The following is a 20,012-nucleotide window of genomic DNA, read 5'->3' as shown; positions in this document are numbered from 1 at the left end:
TGGTCGACTCACCGCTAACACTTACGTAACACACATATATTGGTGTTGTGAACATATCTAATGCGCATGCATTTACGCAACACTTATATAGTTGAATGTGTGATGACGTGTGAACCGACAGTGTCGGGCAATTGGGTTTTCTTTAAGTACGCTGCTCCCATGCCCGATATGCAGCAGTTCGCCGACGTGGTCCATGTGCGTCGACGACAGTTGGGTCTGAGCCTTGCTGCAGTCGCTGCACAGGGAGGCCCCTCTGAGCCGACGATGGTGCGGATCGAAAGTGGTGAGTCCCCTCCTCTCCGAATGGCAACATTCTCCAAACTGGACCATGTATTGCAATGGACTGAGGGCAGTGCTGCGACTGCATACGAGGGTGGTCACCCGACACCTCGGGGATCGGCAGTTGTGGGGGCCCCCGCCGGCGAAGTGGTCATTTCGTATTCGGCGTTGGGTGATTTCGTTGAGGTGAGTGCGGAACTTAGGCGATTGGCCGATGAGATCGACAACTCTGAACTTTCGGACGTAGTCGACCGGTTGCGTACTCTCATCTCGCCACATATCGGCAAAGTAGCGTCAGCGATGCTCCGCAGCCAGGGTGAAAGCGGCCATGTCAGCCCTACCTGGGTTGCCCAAGCGCTCGAGGATTTCTGGGCAGTGCCGCCGGACGACATCACTCCGGCGCGCACGAACGCCAACAAGCGACGTCGCGCATTGGCTCGGGAACTAAGACGGGAGGAGAGCGATGATTGAGGAAGTCACCACCAAGCAGAAAGTCGAGCTTCTGCTGAGTGTGACCGGCTTGAGTAGTGGAGAGGTCGCGCAGGCTCTCGGGTGCTCCGAAGCGCAGCTCCGCGCCGGCGACCTCACGGCCGAACAGCAACAACATTTTGTTGATTTCAGCGAGGTTTTCAAAAGCAGCAGCACGGCCAACGCCACCTACTTCGGGGTTTCTGGAGAAAATGAGGCGTACACAGAGCTGCGGTTATTGCAGGTGCTTGTTGCCGCCGGACCGGAATGCGTGATGCTGCGAGGTTCTGCCAACGCCAGCCAGCGCAAGGCGCTTCTTGTCAGCCTTGAAGGGATTTCGCATCCCACCGCTTCGCAAGATTGAACACGTCACGAGCGCTGATGTGCGTCTCTGCGAGAAGCTCGGATCGGTTGCCGTCGAGATTGCGTTCCAGAAGATCAGAGCGAGTGGCTGTTTCGGGATCAATTCCTAGTTCGTAGATGGCATCGATGCACTCGGTGATCATCCGGACAACCCGGGCGTCAGGCTCGAAGTGCCGCATATCGAACTTCACACCTGGTGCCGCATCAGTGAGGTCTTCCCATAGTCGTCGTAGCTCTGTGACGTTAACGGCAGATCGAACAGACGACCGCTCTGCCGTGCGTCGGATTACGGCGGCAGAACCCACGAGTGCGACAACCAAGGTGAAGTACGCAAACAGGTTGCCATTTGTGTTTCGCTGCAATTGCTCGGCCGGACCGATGTCACCAGTCGCTGCCCGCACGGCGTACCAAAGCAGACTTATTGCATTGAGGCCTGTCGCCAGAAAGAGCGCAGCTGTCGCCGCGGCCGGCGCAAGCAGCCCCGCATGTGGCTTGTCGGTTCGAATGGCAGCGGCGAGGACTATCACTGCGTAGACCTCGAAGACCACGATCGCGCCGGCGTAAATGGTGAAGTAGGACAGCGAGAACACCTCAGGATCGACGGATTCGATGACCTGCGCCCGATTGCCGGCAAAAGCATCAAGAGATGCCAGACCGACCGTCGCGGCAACGAGGCCGAAGATCAGAAGCCCTGGCCGAAGCCGTCCTACCGCGCTGGCAGCCGCCCATGCAGCGGCGGCCGCGGCCGCTACACAGAGAATGTGAGCTATCAGTCGGACGGCCCGGGCGTCTATCGCTGAGGTCAGTACATCGTTGATCGGTCCGAACTTAAGAGTGTTGACTGCGGTGAAGCACAGAATCAGTACGGTCACAATCTGCGCATGCCGTGTGCATACCAGCACAAATCGAGCGGAAACAACGATCCAGGCAAAGACAAGGATGGCAAGATCAATCGAAAGTGGGAGGTGGTTTCTCATCGGCTTCCATACGCTTGAATCATGTTGTTGGCGCAAATTACCTGCACCGACCTGCGCAGAGCCTCGAAGTCGAGATCATCGAAAAGCGTCAAGAGTAGGAGCTTTGTCGCCAGATACTCGGCACCATGTTCTGTGGTCGTGTCGTAGTCAGTGCGTTTGAGGGCGTTTTTCAACAGCGCCGGTGACAATGAGGGAAACCATGCGCTGAGCATCTGGTCGTCTAAGACTTCGGTCATTGCACAGCTGTGATCGAGAAGGATGTGCGCGAGTTCGTGACAGATGATCAATGTCGCGCGCCACGATCCCGTTCTGTGGTCGTAGAACACATAGTCGACATTGTTGCGAGCGCGGAGCAGGAACCCGGAAGGGCGATCTTCTACTTCGGTGACCGGGAACGGAACTAGAACGACGGTTCTGCCAGTGCGATCGAAACAAAATTGACGCAGGTCGTCAATGGTGACCACTTGCCGTTTCATTGCTTGAGCAACGATCCGACGGGCCTTCAGTCGGGTGAGTTGCTTTCTTATTCCTGTCATCTCGCACTCCTGAGCATTGCGCGGATGGAGTCCGAGTCTATGCATTCCGCGACCTCCTGCGGTCCGATACCCACCCTGCGTAGCACCGGCCCTTGGCCGTCGTCGAGGACAGTCATACGGCCGGTAACGGTCGACAGGCCTGCCCTGAGAGGATCGACTAGGCAGGCAGCGGTGACGCCGTCGTGTGCCGGGACTTTCCACAGCACCTGAGGGTCGTATCCGTACGTACCGCCTCGTTGGACCCCATACGCGTGGTGGATACGGCGCAGCGAGCCGCCGAGAGTGTCTTCACCGAAATCTCCGTCCTCAAGGAGGACTGCGCGGGTGACGTCGATTCCCACCCAGACCACCGGAAGCGCAGAATCTGCGACAGTCTGCGTAGCTTGAGGATTGTGACGGGTATTGGTATCTCCTACCTCGTTCAGCCAATCGTCGCGGTTCTGTCCGTGGCCGGCCATGACCACCACACGGCTCAATAACTCGGGCAGCCGAGGTTCGAGCGTGAGTGCAGCTGCCAAATTGGTCAGCGGGCCGATGCACAGCACTTCCGCCTCACCGGCATGGTCTCTGGCGAACTGCACAATCCTCTCAGCTGCACCTCGCGGGCCAGTCCAGGAAGGTCGAGGCTGCTCGGTGTCACCGAGCCCGTCAGAGCCGTGCGCATCACCGCGCCGCCACGAATCCTTCGGAGGGGAACCTGCGACAACAGGAATGTCGATCGCGCCGGCCATATCCAAGATGTACTTCGCATTGGACGCGGCTTCGGGGGCTGTGCAGTTGCCCCACGTGGACACTACGCAAGCGAGAATAATGTCCGCGGTGTGCGCGACGTAACCGAGCGCAAGTGCGTCGTCGACGCCACAGTCGGTGTCGACAAGAACGTATCGCAAACTGACCCCGCATCGTTTGAGCTGTCTCTGTGCTTGCTTATCGCTAACGTAGTGGTGCTACGTGTCCATGTTTTTGTGTGATCGGGTCAGAATATCGGACATTTGGGATCCCGTCGTAGTCCCGGACTGACCCGCGGGTCAGTAGAACCGGGCCGTCTCGACAACCTTCCACGCGATGCATCATGAAGACCTTATGAAGAAACCCCTGGTCATACTCGCCGTCGGTCATTGCGCTGATCAGTATCGGATGTTGTCGATGAGCCACTCTCCACCATGTTTGGTGAGGGTGATCCATACGGTTGTATCCGGTGTGACCGTTGTTGTCTCGTCGTCGGCAATTGCGGTTTGGTGGATGCTGGCCACGCGGTGAATGAGGATGTCGGTATCGGGTGGGCAGCCCGAGCAGCCCACGTTCACGTCAGCGACAATTTTCGCGTTGTCCGACGCCCACTGACTCCATTGTGTGCCGGGGCCACGCCCGGTATCGACGTCGACGAGCAGCAAGGCGGCCAAGGGTTCGGTGAACCACTTCCGTGCGCGTGCATAGGCATCAGTGGGGCTGCGATCGGTAGCCGGATACCACGTGAACGCGACGGAAAGCGCTTGACGCACAGTGTCTTCCGCTGCATCGGTATCCGGATTCGACGGGACATCGACGACTGCGGGCGATGTCACCGTGATTGTCGCGGCCGTGGACGGTGTCGCTGAGAAGGGGGCTGGCGTTGCGGTGCCGGTGTCCTCGCTCTGGAAGTCGAAGAACAAGAACACCAGCCCTGCAACGATCGCTGCCGCTACGACCAGAAGAACAAATATGCGTGTGTTGCTCATATGACCCTCCGGGCTTTCATATCGTTCTGCAGCGGACCTTGTTTGACGACGTCCCCGGTGGTGGGGGCGTGAATCATCTGGCCGTTTCCGATCGCGACTCCGACGTGGCCGGGCCCAGATGCTGACCATGATCCGAAGACCAGGTCGCCGGGTTGTGCTTGGGCGATCGGGATCTCGACGCCGACGGACCATTGCTGCTCCGACGTGCGAGGCAAGGTGACCGTGTTGCCGCTGCCTGTGTAGATGGCGTAGCTGGTCAGTCCGGAGCAGTCGAACCCGCCGCCAGTCGGTCCCCCGATTCCGCCGCCGCCCCAGACATACGGGGTGCCGAGGTACTGACGTGAAGCTTCGACGACCTGCGCACCGGAAGCAGATGCGGGAAAGACCACCAACTCACCGCGGCCACCGGGTTGCTCGAACTCGGGAATGAACGAGAGCACTTTCTGCACGTAGGGCTGAGTTTCGCTGGTGTAGTCGCCGCCGGAAGGCATTCCGCCGGCATTCTTGATCGCGTACTCGCCTGCGTTGTATCCGGCGATATACAGCGATCGCGCATCGCCTGTGACTGATCCGTCGGCGATCCAGCCATCGACCTGCCTTGCGATTTCGCAGAAATATCGGCCTTGCGCCATGACCGCGTCGCCGACGTCGCCTTGCGAGATAATGCCGTTTCCATCGTCGTCTTTGCCGTAAGCAACCCAGGTCGGATCCATGAATTGGGTGTAGCCCTTCGCTCCTTTGGGGCTGGTGACGGCGCGGAATCCGCTTTCAGCTTTGGTGTCCGCGGCGAGCAGTGCCGGGCTGATCTGGGGGCACAGGGATCCGGCTTTGCGGAACCACGGCTCGAATTCCGCTGGCACACTTCCCGGTTTGAGATCGCCGCCGCCGGCGACACCGAAACCACCGCAGTCGATCGAGGACGACGATGCGGCCAACGCGATGCTCGGCCCGCCGGCGTCAACGTCATCGGTAGGTGAGGACGCTCCGCCGAGTTTGGTCATCGGGTCGATCGCGAATCCGCCCTGGAGTCGTCCTCCTTCCCAGTATTCGAAATGCAGGTGCGGGCCGGTGGATCCGCCGGCGTTGCCGATGTTGGCGATATGGTCACCGGCTTTGACCTGTTGGCCGGGGGTGATGAGGACGCCGTCGGTGAACATGTGCCCGTAGACCGTGCTCACGGGTTTGTCGTCGACGAGCGAATCGATGACGATCCAATTCTCGAAGCCGACGCCGGGTCCTTCACCGGAGGGGCCGGCTTTGACCGCGATGCCGTCGAGGGCGGCGTAGATCGGGGTACCGACGGGGCCGGCGAAGTCGACGCCTTTGTGCTCGGTTCCCCAGCGCGGCCCGAAGCCGGAGGTTTGTGTTGTCGTACCGGCTTTGGTGGGTTGGGTGATCGGACCTGATGCTTTCAGTTCCGTAGGGCCCGCAAGTGTTGCCGGACCTTTATCGGACGTCGACGATGTTCCGCAGCGTGATTTCTTGATGACCGGGTGCGCCGCGAAACCTCCACATGCAGTGACCGAGAGCATGGTTGCGGCGGCCAGCAGGGAAAGAATAATCCTCGCTCGAATGCCGGAAATGGGTTGTCGAGTAGGGATTTTCGCCATCACATGGCCCCTGGCAGCGGCGTATCCAGGTCGGGAATCGGGATGGGGCCGGGTGCCGGTGTGGGGAGAGGTTCCTGCGAGGTCGACGGCGGCTGCAATGTGGTCGGCGCGGAGTTCTGAGGGGCCCGCGTCGTCGTCGCACTGTTCGATGCCGTCGTAGTCGGGGCGGTGGTCGCGGTGGGATCCGAATTGTCGGAACCAGTATCGAGGGTCGGCAGAGGTGTGGTCACGAGCCAGGGCCGCGTCCCGGATTCGCTCTGCACGAGGTGGACTTTCAACGCTCCGGCGGACGTCGGCACAGTCACTGTCGTAGCGTTCGGCCCGTCTGCGGGCGCTGGTGCCGTGTGTGTCGGGCCAGTGATCGCGACGGCAACGGTCGGGCGGGCGGCGCGAAAATTCGGTGTCAGTGCGCCGTCAGGGACCAGCACCGCGAGTCCGGAAGCCCAGGCGTCGGCAGTTGCGGCGTGATCGGTGTAGAGGTGCGCGTACGTCATCGCTGTCGCTTGCGCGCTCAATGCCACGTCGGCATTCGACATCGCAGCGGTGTGCGCTTGCGTGACTTCCTCGCTTGCATGCGGCGCACTCATGGGCTGTGTGGTGTCCGTGATGTCGTGGCCGGACCCTGCGGTTGACGGTAATTCGGCGGCAGGGGTCGTAGTTTCCGGTGATCCGAGGATCTGGCCGAGTATGACGAGTCCGGCGAAGATGCCGATGGTGGAGATTGCGAGATTCGTGCGTGAGTAGAGAACCCACCGACGGATCGGGGTCAGGACTGGGTTGTGGCCGATTGCAGGCATGTCAGTTCGACCTCTCTCGATCGACAGCAGGCCGAGCCGGTGGAGTCCACACCGATGAGGTGGGCGGGCGCGCGCTTCTGCGAGATGAATCGCTGGAGCCGGACATGCCACCGGTGGTCACGTCTGCGGCGGCTCTGTGTTCGCTCGACGTGGTGGTGGGTGTGAAAACCTTCATCGGCGCGATGACCGAGCTGGTTCCGCCGTTCCATTCCTCGTCGACCGACGGACGTTGTGGAGCTTGCCCGAATCTGCGGTTGCGTTCGTCGTGGAGGTCGGCATCGGTACGGGCACGTTCGCTGTGGCCGCGCCGTCGAGCAAAATCAATGTCGTCCTCTGCGGAGTCGTCGGCATCGGTATCGATGCCGGCAGAGGAGATTCCGGTCTTGGGTCGCAGCGCTGCCGCACCTGATGCGGCAGCGATCCCGGCGATATGTGCATCTCGCTCGCTCTCGCGCCGGAGGGAGGTGCCCGGCACCCGGTCGGAAGCAGCGCGCGCGGCAGCGCGGGCATTGTCGGAGTCTTGCTGACGGCGGGCGATGAGTCCGCGGCCTTCGGGGCGCACGGGTGTGGTGTCGTCGCCGTCGTTGTTGTCGCTGCTGCGGTGGAACGCTCCGACTGTCTTTTTCGCCATCGCGGCGGGTCCGCCGACAGCCAACGATGCGGCATCGAACGCTTTGTGTTTGATCGACGATTTCGCGCGGACAGCTTTGCGGTTGAGTGCACCGGCGGAGTTTTGTCGGAAGGTGCTCGAGATCCGTTTGAACGGGCGCATGATGAACCAGCAGATCAACGACAGAATCACCATGAACCACAGGCGCCACGAACCGTCGACCGAGCCGTTGTCGACGTGGTAGAGCTTCACGAGGGCAACGAGATACAGCGCCACGATCGTCGCTCCTGCGACACCCCAGAGGTAGGCGGTGCCGATCATCCGCATGACACGTTCGAGGAATCCTCCGGAGAGGACGACGAACGGAACCCACATCGGAGCGAACAGGATCGCGAATCGGATAGAAAGCAGCGCAACAATTTTCAGGATCGAGGCGCCGGACCACAGAAGTGACGGCAACCCGACCTTCACCATGGCCAGGAACCCGGTCGAGGTTCGGCCACTGTCCTTTCCTTGAAACTGTGTGTATGAAAGGTTCTGTGCGGATAGGGGTTTGATGATCTCGTCCTGGAACCGCGCCGCTTTCGACTCGGCGAGTTCGTTCGCGGCCTCGGTGTCTCCCTTGACCCGTTCCTGTTCGTCGTAGGTGAAGGCGAGTGTGTCGCGGAGTTTGGGTTGGAGTTGCTGATCCGGCGGTACGCCGGATTCGTCGAAGTTCGGCCCGAACCAGCCTTTGGAGATGTCCGGCAGGAGAATTTTGTCCATGAGGACGTTGCGCGGATCGGTTTCCAGACCCGCCGCCTCGAACACTTCACCTTGGGTTCCGGTGATCAGCTGCCCGAACGTTTCGTCCGCGACATTCATCGCCTTCTGGGGCGCTCCGACCATCAACGCCCCCAACGTCACACCGGCGGCGGCGAGCATCACTGTCTTGGTGACAGCCGCGGCGTTGGACTTGAGCGCGTTCCACAAGATGACTGTTGCCCCGCACATCAATGCCAGCCCGATCCATTTTCCGTAGACACCGGATGTGCCGGTGGCGATGGAGGCGACGATCGTGTCGAACTGATCGAGCGCGGGAGTGATTCCGGATTGGGCTGCTTCGGTCCCGGACTTCGTTTGATCGTCGAGCCAGAACGCGATCGCGGCCAACGACTGCCCGACCATCAGAAACGCGTTGCCGGTGCTTGTGTCCGCGACAGCGCCGGGCGCGCGGACCAAGTCTTCACCGCAGCCGAGGTCGTAGGTGTACCAACGTAATCCGGCCCACCCGTAGGTCTGGTAACCGGTGGGGTTTCCGTTGTGGGGTGGCTCGGTGGCGCTGCGGGAATCGAAGACCGTGGGAAAGACTGCGTTCGGGAACTGCGGTGACGGGGCTTCCTTGCAGTCGAAACCGCCCGCGTGCGCGGTGCCCAACTGTGGGCCGACCAGTGAGATCACCACGATCGTGAATACTGCGAACAACCGGATGAGCTTTGCGGGCACGCCCAATGTCGGGACGTTCGGCGCAGCGTCGTTCACGGCGTACCACCGGCGATGGTTGTGGCCGCTCGTGGACGGGAGTCGAGGGCCTGAAAGACGTGCGCGAGGTGGGTGAAATTGGTCCAATCGCAGCGGACGATCTCGATGTCGTCGGCCATCTTCATCACGAACCGCCTAGCTTGGTCCATGTGCGAGGTGTCCGTGTCCGGGTCCAACGTGTCTTCTCCGCCGCCCCCGAGATCGGCCAACGTCGCCTCGTATCCCTGCCCGGCGGGCAGGTTCAGCAACTTCAATGCGCCCTCGATGGCGTGTTCGTTGCCGCCGAGGTCTCCGATGATGACCTCATAAGTCAGCGCCGACTTGTCGTCGGTGCCGTCGACACCGAGGTAGTCGTCGGGTAGCTGCGAGCACACCAGGGCGCGCACGTTGAATTTGCGGCTGTCACGTGCGATCCGGAGATTCAGCGTGCGTCCCGCGCCGGTTTGTTCGAGGTACTTGTTTTCGTCGAGGAACAGGATTTTGCGGGCCTGGCGCGGCTTGTCGTAGATGAGCCGGTTGGCCTGCCACGCTGCCATGTGCATCAGCGGCGCGGCCATCCGTTGTTGCGGTGTCCACTGCGAGGACGGAACGCCTTCCGGAGGGAGCTGCAAGCCGGGCATCGTCAGGATGGTTAGGCGCTCGTCGAAGGTGGTGTCGGCGTCGAATCCGCCGAGTGTGCCGGGCTTGGGGAACAGCACCCGAGCTTCAGCGAGTTGGGACATCATGTGCAGTTTCTGATGAATGCTGCGGGCGGTCGTCTTGACCTCGGTGTCCTGTTCGTTTTCCGCCATTGCGGCGAGTTGATCGAGAACCTGACCGAGGTGATGGTCGGCGTCGCCGCCGACGTTGTGCGCTGCCGTGTGGAGGACACTTTCCGTCCATCGCTGCTCGACGTCCTTGTCGGTGAGCATCATTTTCAGCACCGACACGGCGCATTCCATGCGTTCGGCGGCAGCTGCACGCAGATCCGCTTGGTACTGATCTGCCGCTGCTGCGGCCGGATCGGGATCGAGTGCGTAGTGCGAATGTGTGGGGGAGTACTCGGGATCGTCGGGGTCCGGGTCGGCGATCACGCGGTACGGGTTGAGTGCGCCCGGACGTGAGCGCCCGGTCAATGCGTAGACCCTCGTGAACGGCGCCAACTCCGGCAGTGTGGCCAGCCGGGCGAGCGGACCGGACGGGTCGAGAATGACTCCGTAGGCCCCGGCGCGCACAGCTTGGTAGACCGTCATTCCGGCCAGGAACGTCTTGCCCGACCCGGGGACGGCAACGATCGGGGTGAGCCCGGATTTGTCCTTGTTCTCCGGGCCTGCGAAGCAGTTCCACACAGCCGGCCTCGGTGCGATCGACGCAGTCTGTCCGACAATCAGTCCTGTCCGGTCACCGATACGGTCCCCGACCGCCGCCATGCCCGCGGAGGCGTCGTAGACGCTCATGCGGCGCGCGTGGGCGATGTTCGCTTGCCGCTGGCCGGGAATGAACTCGCGGAGTAGTTGGTACTGCCCATGCTCGTGCTCGAGGATGATGTGCGGGGAGTACATCTCCTGCAGGGTCGAGACCTTACGGCGCACCTCGTCGGCGTTCGCTCCCACAACCGCCATCCGCCACCACCCCTTGACCCGGGTCGAGAGCCCCGAATGATCATGTTCGAGATGCGTTTTGATCTTCTGCGCCGCCGCATGCTGCTCCTGCAATTCAGTCGGCGGGCTTTCGTCGTGTTCGACCGTGTAATGCTTGAACTGGTTGGTGATCTTGTCGGTCACGAAGCGCATCGCGCGGGCGGTCGCGGTCTTCTCTTCGAGCGTGATGCGTTCGGACCATTCGAGAGGCTCACCCGATCCGTCGCCGATCACCTGCCACGGCAACATCTGCTCCGGGATCGGCATCGGCGCCATACGGCCGATCGTCAAAACGATCACGGCAGCGCTGTATCGGCGCCCGTCGACGAGACCGGAAACGGTAGTGAAGCCGTCGCCCGGGGTGAGCGAGAGATCGGCGAGGTCTTCGAGGGAGGCAATGTCGGTGTCCGTCCAATCGCCACCGCCCGAGATCACGCCGTCGATATCGAGCGGGAGACCGATCGCCGCGGAGCGCCGCAACAGGTAGTCCATCTGCCCTGCGGTGGCCGGGCGTGCATCGGCTCCGCGTGCGGCCATGATCCGGGCCAGGGTCGCCAGATGCTCGTCGAGCATGGCCGTTTCGCTGTCGAACGACTCGTCCGCCCACCGCGTTACGGCTGCACCGATCCGGCCGAAGCCGGACAGCCACATCGCAAGGTAGTCGAGCCCCCTGCTCGACATCGAGCGCGCCGGCAATTCGATGCCCCAGTATCGGCCCTTAATCGTCGGTTCGGACCAGAGCATGCCGTGCTGCTGACCGCGCAGGTAGTCGTTCCACGAGAGAGCGCCGTCGACATCGGGCAGGGGTGTCGCCCACTCGTGATGTGAACGTGCCCATGCTCGGACCGGCCACGGCGCGCGGGTGAGCCGACGGTGCAGGTGCTCGACGCCCGCCTCGCGGAGGTTGGCCAGGATCAGCGCTTCGTCGCGTATGTAGCGGCGCTGCTTGGGCGTCGGGCGCATGTTCCACGGTCCGGGCGGCTGCACGAACCATGCGGTCGCAGTCCTCGGTGTGCGGGTGATGTGTCCTGCTGTGCCGCACAGTTCCAACTTCACGCTCTTGCGGTTCTTCGCGACCCTGCGGGCAGCGCGTTCCTGCGCCTTGAGCGTCTCGGACTTTTTCGCGCAGGCGGACTTACCGCTCGTGCCGCGCCCACGTCGTCGACCGCGAGCTTTGTCGGGGATCTCGTCGGCGGTCGTCATGCTCGCGGCGTCGTCTGTCTCGACCGGTTCGGGCCCGGCCCACACATCGGGGATGTGCGGCGGGTCAGGCTCATGACGATCCGGTGGCGCAGCGGTACGCCCCGCAGCCCAGGACGGAGGCAGAGCGCCGGGCGGAACAACGGGAATGTGGCCGGTGCTGCGTGGGTCGAACAGAGACGCAACGTCGTTCTCGTGCGTGGTCATCAGATGCTCGCCTCATAGGGGCTAGCGCAAAGGTCGTGGCCACCAACGCCACGGCGAGTTCGATCAGGTGGTGGAAGGGTGACGTAGATGCTTTCGCCAGCCTTGGGTGGGCGCGGAGAGGTGAGGTCGTTGTAGGCGGCTGTGATCACCGAACGCAACGGCCGGTCCGCGCTGATGTACTTGGTGATTCGGCTCGACACCGCGACCGTCGAGACGACAAGAATCAGAAATGTGCCGTAGCTCAAGGAGAGGTGAAGGACGGATCGGGCGATGATGAACAGTGCGAAGAACGTGCTCAGGCCCACGCCTACAGCCGAGTAGCGGATCGGCACAGGAAGGGTCTTGCCGGTCGGCCCCAGGTAGTGGTTGTCGACGCGGTAGATCAGGTCGTCGGTTTCGATCACGGGTGCTCCTCGGCGGTGAACTCGGATGCGGTTGGTGCTCAGGGCTTTTCAGATGCCGAGCAGCCCTAACGCCCACTGGCCGAGGGCGTCTTGGGCGGATTGATTGGCTGCCAGCGCAACGAACAGCAGCCCGACCACCGAGAGTCCGCCGATCGTGACGACCTTCGAGACATTGCCCTTGAGTGCACCGAGAAGAAGCGCGCAGGCAATGATCGCGATGATGGTGACCGCACCGTTCGACCTGATCCAGCCGGTCAGCCCCTCGGTGCTCGGCTCGGCGAGATAGGTGACCGTGGATTGGTGGACGGGCCGATAAGCGGTCTGCGCGATTGTGCTGACGGTGTGTGTGAGGGCAATCATCTTCGTCTCCAACGTGTGTGATTGTGCGGCGTCCCGCATGGGTGGGATGAGTGCAGACGGTAGGTAGGGAGTGGACGGTTTCCAAAGTGACTGTGGATAACTCGCGGCACCGACCGAAAATGGCGGTCGCTGAACGCTGGGTGCGATGCGGGTAGCGGAGCGATCGAACAGGTGCGGTGAGCGAGTTGTGTGCGCGTGCCGACTTATTTGCTTCCAGCGCGATGATCCAGTGCTACCGTGCGGGCGCGCCGAGCGTGACGACGGATCGCGATGGAAACAGCGCTCGCAATAGCAGGCTGGTTGTACGCGAGTCGAGGCGGGCGGGGCAGGCGTCCGAACGAGCACCCCTGGTGGGGGTCACTCCCCCCTCCGTTCCTCCGGGGGGAGTGTACTTGCTGAAATTGCGTCGCGCACAGTCAGTTTCGAGAGCGCTCCAAATATCGCCAGATCAGACGCTACGGCGAGCGGTCTCACACTCGGAGGTCCGGCCGCTTCTTCCAAGCAGTGGAGCCTCGCTCGTCGACCGTCGAAAGAGCGCCCTCCGAACGCCTTTGAGAGCGCTCCGACAAGCGCTTCCGAAAATAGTTATCCACAGTCACATTGCAAGGAATTTTCGCCCCTCGTAGCGTCCTGCCCTGACACCCGCCGCGAACGTCGCGGTAGCGGTGAACAGAAGGGGGGAGAATGATGGCGGAACCGGATCCGATCCGCGACTTCATCGCCGACCTGTTCGTCGACATGTTCGCCAGCGACAAGAAACGTCCAGCCAGGGATAGCATCGACGACCTGGCAGCGCGCCGCTTCCTTCCCGTCTCCCCATTCTTCGCCGCCCTGGCTGCGGTGGCCTACGTCGCACCGGATCTCGCTGCACAACTACAACTCCCGACCGAGAACTTCGCGCAGATCGCCGCCGTACTTGATCGCCTGCACAGCGTCACCGGCGCACTGTTCGCACTCACCATCGTTGCGGTCACGGTCGACACCGGCCGGTTCCACTCGCACCGTCACCGCGTCACCATGGCCGCCCAACTGCGTCAAACCACCGGGCACAGAGCGCTCGCCGTGCGCGTGCCGATGCTTTCGCGGCGCTCAGCGGTCAAATCCGCACGGATCAAGCTTCCCGTCGGCGCGGTCATCCGCCCGAAGCAGATGGACGAGTTCACAGCGGCAGTGGCGAATAGTGTTCGCGGCTCGAAGTGGACGATGAAGATCTCGCACGAAGCACACAAGAACGCTCTGATGATCGCGAGAGCGTTGACCGTGGCAGATCAGCGCAGCGTCCGACACAAGGCACTCGCCGGTTCACTCGAAGGTGCCTCGATCCTCAAAGACGCGAAGGTGAGCGTGCATTCGTACGGAGACGACGGAGTCGAGACCGGCTACCGCATCGGATTCACCCCCAACCTCAACAGCGGATCAGGGGCGTTTCAGTACCGCGTCAACGAAGCCCTGATCGCCATCGCCGGCGAACACGAATCCGGACAAAACTGGGACGTGCAATGGTCACCCGACGCGGGAGAATTGCTGCTGACTCTCAAAGCGCCTCTGCCCACACGGGTATCGCACCCCGCTCCCAGTGAGCTGACGTCAATCGCCAGCCGCTATCTGCCCTACGCAACCGGGGCGGCCGGCGCGGTAGCCTACTGGGACGTCTCGACCAAATCGAACAAGCCGCACTGCCTGATCGTCGGCCCGACCGGAGGCGGCAAAACCTCCGCCATCCGCACGATCTTGACCGAAGCGTCCTTGCGCGGAATCCCCTTTATCGGCGTCGACCCGAAGATGATCGAACTCGACGGCCTCGAGGGTTACCCCGGCTGCGGCGCGATCGTCTACGACCCGATCAGGGCAGCGATCTTCATCCGCGCGTTGCACGCGGAAATGATGGCGCGCAACCAGTACGTCCACGTGAAGAAAATCGAACCGTCCCAACTTCCGCTGTTGATCGCGGTCCTCGACGAGTTCTTCATCCTCTCCGCTGCGTGGACACGCCTGAAGAAAGATCCCGACGAGGACACTCGCACGCTGATCGCGACGTTGGACCCGCTCGGAGCGTGGGCGGAACTTTCCGTGCTCGCTCGTTCTTCCGGAATCCGTCTCCTTCTGGGAGTGCAACGTCCCGACGCGTCGTTGTTCGGTGGGGCCTCGGGAAACGCGCGCGATAACTTCGGTACTCGGCTTTCGCTGGCGAACCTCTCCCAGGACGGTGCACAGATGGTGTGGGGTGACGCGCACCAAGGCCGCAGTATCGATACCTCGATCCCCGGCCGCGCCATGGCCACCGGCCCCGACGGAACACCGATGGAAGCGCAGGTGTGGTGGACACCGAATGTCGACCGTCACCCGAACAAGTGGAATCAACTCTCGGCGGCAGATATCGCGATTATCGACGCACTGCAACCCAGCGCGGCGCCGGAATTCATGTGCTACTCACGAGAACTGCGCGAATTCCTCGAAACGGAACGCGCGCTGGCGACGAAGAAGCGCGAGCACGGAAGCGTGGCAGAACCCGTCCTTCTCGGAGACGTTCCGGTCGCCGATATCGCGGACGCGATACCCGCCCACGCACTCAAGCCGGGAACCACGATCCTGCTCACGGACGAGCACGGTGGCTCGGACATCGTCACCGTCGCCTCCGTCGACGCGAAAACCACCGGAACGACCATCACCATCGACACCGGTGGCCGAACCCGCGCCAAGGTGACCTTCGATCCGGGCGAAATCGTGCTTCTCGCGGGCGCCGATCGTGAGACCGAATTCGCCATGTAACCCGCCGCCCCAACCAACGAACTGAATCCGCGACTGACCGTTCGCGCGACACCCGCGAACTGACCGATCAGATCGATCCGACCCACCGAGAGGAACCACACATGGCCAGCCGCCGAATCTCCCAATCCATCAGCCCCACACCCACCGATGTCGAGGCGCTCCGTGGGCCATTCGTAGCCAAGGGAGCCAACGACCCCGTCATCCTCGAACTGCGTACCGCCCTGAAAGAGGGAACGCCGGAGTGGCTGCCCAAGCTCGACGAGAGGGTAGAACTCACGGTCGAGCGCCTGGCCCAGATCAAGGAATCGGCAGGTTTTCGGCGCGCGATCATCGGCGCGTTACCCGCAGGAGCAGCCCGCGACGGAGCCCTCACACAGCTGGCTCGGACCGAGGAAACGATCGACGAAATGTTGAGCGAACTGGGCGCTGTCGGCGCGTTCGGAGCGGGTTCCTGATGAACACCAGTCTCTGGCCGCGAGCGGAGATCACCGGGGCACGGTGGTCGCGGCGCCATCGCTACGCCACCACATGCGTCGTGCTGATCGGCGCAACGCTGACACTCAGCGGATGTGGCGGCGATGGAGGTCGAGACGCGAAAAGCGTTTCCGCCACCAACACCGGGCAGATCGTCAGCCAGTCCAGAAACGACTACGACAACATCATCATCGGCTGGGGCGAAAAGCACTCGCCCACCGAAATCACCACGCCCTCGCCCGACGACGTCACCGCACGGTGCTTCGGCAACGGCGATGACCTCTCCGCCGTGATCACCGCTCCCTACGGATGGAAGATTTCCGTCTCCCACCCCTCCGAAGTCCTGAGCGTTCAGAACACCGAACAAGACCTCACAGCGGAACTGGACACCTCGAACAAGTACTACCCGGATCTGCGAGAAATCGACTGGTCCACCCCTGACCATGTCGACATCGCCGCCGCACCCCGAGTGCCCGACGACTGGTACTCGCCCTACGGAGCGAACCAGCAGATGTACGTCTCCATCCACGTCGACTGCAGCTGACCGAAGTACGTCCACACGCCTGTATCGCCTCCGAAACGAAAGGACCATCATGAGGACCGACCAGATCGTCGCCGCAACGGACAACGACCGGTCCACCCCCCCCATCGACTGGGGTGAACGCGTGACGGCGGCGTTGGCTGTCGAGGTCACCTCGGAGACGACCGCACGTGTGAGCGGTGGATCGGGGACTGCGAACGTAGAACTGGCAGCTGTTAACGAAAAAGCGCTCTTTCACGCGATCGAAGAATTCGCCAAGACGGAAGCCGCCGATTCCGGCGAGTCCGTCGAGGTATCGGTGAGCGGCTTCGGCGCCACCACGCGGTTGACCGTCACCCCCGAAGGACACGTCGCGGTCTCCGGGCCACCACCCGGCCCGATCTCCCCGGTAGCCGTACCCACGCCCACAGTCGACGAACCGGTGAGCGTGTGCGCTACTGCGGTGAACCCGCCGCGCCCACTCGCCCCGACGCAGGATCAGCACAGCGACACCCCCCACGTCCACCACGCCGACGCAGAACAGCGCCCCACGAACATCGGTACTGGCAGCCCCACAGATCACCTCAGGTTCAAACGATCCCTCCCGCATAGGAATCCGCGGCCGACTCAACGCTGTCCTCAACCTGCGGTTGGCACCGAAAGCTGGGTCCGCCGAAATGCGTCACCGCACCGCAGTCGCCGCGATCACCGGCCCGATCCCGGACTTCTCGGTGATCACTCTCGCCAATCCCAAGGGCGGCGTCGGCAAGACTCCACTTGCTGCGGGACTAGCGGCCGTCATCGCAGAGCACCGAGGAGCGGGAACGCTCGTCTGCGCAGATCTCGCCGAGATCGGCGGCAGCCTCGCCGACCGCGTCGCCGTGCCTCCGCGCCAAGGACAAGACGTCTCCGCACTTCTCACCGCCGCCGCAACAGCACGGGGCAGTATCCGCCCATCGACACTCTCGCGGTACCTCGTTCGCCAGCCCAGCGGAGAGGACATCATCGCAGGAAACCAGACAAACACCGCCGCCGCACTGGAATACGACGACGGAACGAGCTTGGCCGATGTTCTGGCCCAGCACCGCGAGATCCTCATCGCCGACACCGGCAACAGCAGCCTCGCCGGAAGTTGGCAATGGGCCGCCGCGGCCGCGAATGTGCTTGTTGTTCCTGTGCCGCTGCGCCGCGACGCTGCTGCAGCAGCGCACCGCATGCTCCTCGACATCATCGCCACTGCTGGCCCGCACGTACTCGCCCACGCCGTCGTCGTCATCACCGACGGACCGGGCGATGCGCCGATGGTCGAAACCGAAGCTGTCGACGCGTTCATCGAACTCGGCGTGCGCGCGGTTCTGCGGATGCCGTTCGAGCCGCTGTTCGCCTCCGGCGAGCGGATCGCGGCGAACCAGCTGCGCCGCAACACGACTGACGCTTTGACCGTCCTCGCGGCAACGGTCATCGGCCTGATCGCGGGCGCGCCGGACTGAACAACTCCGCGCAGGCAAATCTTCCTATTTTCGCGCACTTCACATTCACACAACTCGAATCCCGCTCTCACGAAAGGCTTCACCATGAATGTCGACATCACTCCAGGTAACCGAGCCACGCGCCGCGCACAGCAGGGTGGTCGCCGTCACCGCCGGCAGACAGCCGTCGCCGTGCTTGCAGCCGCGGCAGTGGCCGCAGGTATCGCCCTCGCGCCGCCCGCGATCGCAACCCCCGGCCAAGCAGGTATCACCGACGGCGGGGGACAGGCTGGCATCACCGGCGGTGGCGGCGGCCAGTCCGGTGTGACCACCGAACCCGCCTCGCCCCCTGCTGCGACTGCGCCGGTTCAAACCGAGCCGATCTACTGGGTCGCCCCGCCCCCGCAGTACCAGAACATCACCTACCAGCCGCTACAAAACTGGGACTACGACGCCAATACCTACAAAGCCCCGAACAACACCGATGACGCCACACCGATCGATTACAGCCAGCTTCACCTCCCCGGCCCGGTCGAGATCATCGCGCCGATCATCGCTCCCCGCGACACCCTCCGCTTCGGTACATTCCACATGGCGCAGCCGAACTGGGTTTCCGACGCCGACCTCGAAAGGACCAACAACACGACCTCTGTCGTCGAGTCGATGGTCGCGACATTTTGGCATTCGACCGGTGTTGCAGTCGACAAGGCAAGCCGTGAGTCCGCAGCGCAGATCGCCGGCGCAGCCAGCGGAGCGTTGACCGGCGGATTAGCGCTCGCAGCGCCGTTCGCCACAGGAGGCGCGTTGATCGGCGGCACCATCGGCGGCAACATCGGAATGGGCCTGGGTAACGTGTTCGTTCCCGGAATCGGCTGGGTGGCAGGAGGATTGGCCGGAACCGGCGCAGGCGCAGGTATCGGTGCACTGGCATTAGGTGTTCCGGCTTTCCTCACGGGCGCAGTCGGCGGCGGAATTGGCGGCTTCGTGGCGGCAACCGCGTACGGCGCCGGCGAACTTGGAGAACCCGTCGACATCGAGATCCCCGACATCGATCAGCCTGCAGTGACCACCCAGACGCACGACACGCTCACCGAGTGGGAGAACTCCGGACCAGTCGGCGTCGCCGTCGCCACCACTGTTCGAGACACCGTCGCCGCCGCACCTGCGATCGATGCGCAGGTCCGAGGTTTCGTCGCCGCACAGCCCGGCGGCGAGCAGATCATTGAGCAAGTCGATTCCGCACTGAAGGACTTCTTCACCACTGCCACTCCTGGCCTGGCTTCCTCGCTGATCAGCGACGCAGTCGGAGCAGGCATTCCGGCGTAAACCCGTTCGATCAGAGACGTTCGGGGGCGGGTGACAGCTTGTCGTCCGCCCCGGACCATTCCTCCAGCACCGCAGAACCATGCTCGGCCACCGAAAGGGCAACCAGCGATGAAGAACACGAGCAGGCACCCCGCAGTGATCGACCTACTCGGCGGCGCGCCCCTGCCCACAAGCACCGACAGACCCGCAGTCGTCACCTCGCCCCAGCCGGACAAAGTATCGAAACCGCCGCGCGAGAAACGCTCTCGATCACCTCGCTTGCGCTACTTAGCTGCCCTGATTGTCGTGGCCGCGCTACTCGGGTGGTTCCTCCTGCGCATCTTTTCCGGCCAGGGCGACACCGTGCCGCCGCACCTCGTAGGGGAGTCAAACGCATCGAATCCAACCCAGGATGCCGCTCCGCAGACACTCGCGGCCGAACCCACCTCCGCGGTAGATCCCGGCGCCTGCCGCACGGACCGCGGTGACCAGAAGAGTGGCCCTGGCGTTATCGCAGCCTTCGAGTACGCCTACTACATCACTCGCTCCGGAGCAGCGGTCCGCGCACTCACCACCCCCGAGACCTCACTGCCGCCGGCAGAGAAGATTCAAGCCGGAATCGACACCGTCCCAACAGGTACCACCCACTGCGTACGCATCACCCCGATCGCGACCGATGTCTACTCCGTCGCACTTGCAGAGATGCGCCCCGGCGCCGAGCCTGCACAGTTCGCCCAGACCATCACCACCAAAAACATCGACGGCCGGTGGTTCGTCGACGTCATCAGCTAGAAACCCACACCACT

At 62.8% G+C, this 20,012-nt stretch carries 19 protein-coding genes; 8 read left to right on the top strand and 11 right to left on the bottom strand.

Translation table 11 applies throughout. From position 1 onward, the window contains the following. Positions 1 to 159: 159 nt before the first annotated feature. Positions 160 to 750 carry a helix-turn-helix domain-containing protein gene (locus RG2_RS28610; RefSeq protein ID WP_165826424.1) on the top strand — a complete coding sequence of 197 codons (591 nt, stop codon included), beginning with the start codon at positions 160 to 162 and terminating at the stop codon, positions 748 to 750. Beyond that, entirely contained in the window at positions 743 to 1,111 is a 369-nt protein-coding gene (locus tag RG2_RS28605; protein ID WP_033236844.1) for a hypothetical protein, read from the top strand. The genes RG2_RS28610 and RG2_RS28605 overlap by 8 nt, the downstream gene beginning before the upstream one ends. Here RG2_RS28605 and RG2_RS28600 read toward each other — a convergent pair. The 10 genes from RG2_RS28600 to RG2_RS28555 form a co-directional block, all read right to left on the bottom strand. Beyond that, positions 1,068 to 2,087 (bottom strand): DUF6545 domain-containing protein, encoded by a 1,020-nt coding sequence (locus RG2_RS28600; protein WP_033236843.1) that lies wholly within the window; start codon positions 2,085 to 2,087, stop codon positions 1,068 to 1,070. The genes RG2_RS28605 and RG2_RS28600 overlap by 44 nt on opposite strands. After that, complete coding sequence (locus tag RG2_RS28595; protein WP_167378161.1) at positions 2,084 to 2,668, bottom strand: hypothetical protein; 585 nt, start codon at positions 2,666 to 2,668, stop codon at positions 2,084 to 2,086. The genes RG2_RS28600 and RG2_RS28595 overlap by 4 nt, the downstream gene beginning before the upstream one ends. Beyond that, positions 2,620 to 3,513 (bottom strand): nucleoside hydrolase, encoded by an 894-nt coding sequence (locus RG2_RS28590; protein ID WP_051730757.1) that lies wholly within the window; start codon positions 3,511 to 3,513, stop codon positions 2,620 to 2,622. The genes RG2_RS28595 and RG2_RS28590 overlap by 49 nt, the downstream gene beginning before the upstream one ends. Before the next feature lie 237 nt (positions 3,514 to 3,750). Then, positions 3,751 to 4,341 (bottom strand): hypothetical protein, encoded by a 591-nt coding sequence (locus tag RG2_RS28585; RefSeq protein ID WP_033236842.1) that lies wholly within the window; start codon positions 4,339 to 4,341, stop codon positions 3,751 to 3,753. After that, positions 4,338 to 5,951 carry a peptidoglycan DD-metalloendopeptidase family protein gene (locus tag RG2_RS28580; RefSeq protein WP_051730756.1) on the bottom strand — a complete coding sequence of 538 codons (1,614 nt, stop codon included), beginning with the start codon at positions 5,949 to 5,951 and terminating at the stop codon, positions 4,338 to 4,340. Before RG2_RS28580 ends, RG2_RS28585 begins: the two co-directional genes overlap by 4 nt. Beyond that, the gene (locus RG2_RS28575; protein WP_033236841.1) at positions 5,951 to 6,748 is read right to left on the bottom strand and encodes a hypothetical protein; all 798 of its coding nucleotides are present in this window, start codon (positions 6,746 to 6,748) and stop codon (positions 5,951 to 5,953) included. Before RG2_RS28575 ends, RG2_RS28580 begins: the two co-directional genes overlap by 1 nt. A 1-nt stretch (position 6,749) precedes the next feature. Then, positions 6,750 to 8,879, bottom strand: a complete 2,130-nt coding sequence (locus tag RG2_RS28570; RefSeq protein ID WP_230590413.1) for a hypothetical protein — start codon at positions 8,877 to 8,879, stop codon at positions 6,750 to 6,752. Further along, the gene (locus RG2_RS28565) at positions 8,876 to 11,905 is read right to left on the bottom strand and encodes an ATP-binding protein (RefSeq protein WP_033236840.1); all 3,030 of its coding nucleotides are present in this window, start codon (positions 11,903 to 11,905) and stop codon (positions 8,876 to 8,878) included. The genes RG2_RS28570 and RG2_RS28565 overlap by 4 nt, the downstream gene beginning before the upstream one ends. After that, the gene (locus RG2_RS28560) at positions 11,905 to 12,309 is read right to left on the bottom strand and encodes a hypothetical protein (RefSeq protein WP_051730755.1); all 405 of its coding nucleotides are present in this window, start codon (positions 12,307 to 12,309) and stop codon (positions 11,905 to 11,907) included. The genes RG2_RS28565 and RG2_RS28560 overlap by 1 nt, the downstream gene beginning before the upstream one ends. Before the next feature lie 48 nt (positions 12,310 to 12,357). Beyond that, positions 12,358 to 12,669: a hypothetical protein gene (locus RG2_RS28555; protein WP_033236839.1), complete on the bottom strand. Its 312-nt coding sequence runs from the start codon at positions 12,667 to 12,669 to the stop codon at positions 12,358 to 12,360. 684 nt (positions 12,670 to 13,353) lie between these two features. Here RG2_RS28555 and RG2_RS28550 point away from each other — a divergent pair. The 3 genes from RG2_RS28550 (at position 13,354) to RG2_RS28540 (ending at position 16,456) form a co-directional block, all read left to right on the top strand. Further along, positions 13,354 to 15,438 carry an FtsK/SpoIIIE domain-containing protein gene (locus RG2_RS28550; RefSeq protein ID WP_033236838.1) on the top strand — a complete coding sequence of 695 codons (2,085 nt, stop codon included), beginning with the start codon at positions 13,354 to 13,356 and terminating at the stop codon, positions 15,436 to 15,438. Positions 15,439 to 15,539: 101 nt separating this feature from the next. Further along, positions 15,540 to 15,893, top strand: a complete 354-nt coding sequence (locus RG2_RS28545; RefSeq protein WP_033236837.1) for a hypothetical protein — start codon at positions 15,540 to 15,542, stop codon at positions 15,891 to 15,893. Then, positions 15,893 to 16,456, top strand: coding sequence for a hypothetical protein (locus RG2_RS28540; RefSeq protein WP_230590411.1), 564 nt, complete (start codon positions 15,893 to 15,895; stop codon positions 16,454 to 16,456). Before RG2_RS28545 ends, RG2_RS28540 begins: the two co-directional genes overlap by 1 nt. Before the next feature lie 231 nt (positions 16,457 to 16,687). On the opposite strand, the gene RG2_RS32505 is transcribed toward RG2_RS28540, so the two are convergent. Further along, a complete protein-coding gene (locus tag RG2_RS32505) occupies positions 16,688 to 16,855 on the bottom strand; it encodes a hypothetical protein (protein ID WP_230590409.1) in 168 nt (55 codons plus the stop codon). A 254-nt stretch (positions 16,856 to 17,109) separates the two neighbouring features. Here RG2_RS32505 and RG2_RS32500 point away from each other — a divergent pair, with 254 nt between their 5' ends. The 3 genes from RG2_RS32500 to RG2_RS28525 all read left to right on the top strand — a co-directional run bounded on the left by RG2_RS32500 (position 17,110) and on the right by RG2_RS28525 (position 19,998). Next, a complete protein-coding gene (locus tag RG2_RS32500) occupies positions 17,110 to 17,922 on the top strand; it encodes a P-loop NTPase family protein (protein WP_230590407.1) in 813 nt (270 codons plus the stop codon). A gap of 84 nt (positions 17,923 to 18,006) precedes the next feature. After that, positions 18,007 to 19,227, top strand: a complete 1,221-nt coding sequence (locus tag RG2_RS28530; protein ID WP_033236836.1) for a hypothetical protein — start codon at positions 18,007 to 18,009, stop codon at positions 19,225 to 19,227. Between the two features lie 108 nt (positions 19,228 to 19,335). Beyond that, a complete protein-coding gene (locus RG2_RS28525; RefSeq protein WP_033236835.1) occupies positions 19,336 to 19,998 on the top strand; it encodes a DUF8176 domain-containing protein in 663 nt (220 codons plus the stop codon). Positions 19,999 to 20,012 lie beyond the last annotated feature (14 nt).

Source organism: Rhodococcus globerulus NBRC 14531, assembly GCF_001894805.1.
In the GTDB taxonomy this organism is placed as follows: domain Bacteria; phylum Actinomycetota; class Actinomycetes; order Mycobacteriales; family Mycobacteriaceae; genus Rhodococcus_F; species Rhodococcus_F globerula.
The sequence above is the reverse complement of the archived record's forward strand: the minus strand, read 5'-3'. Positions and strand labels throughout refer to the sequence as shown.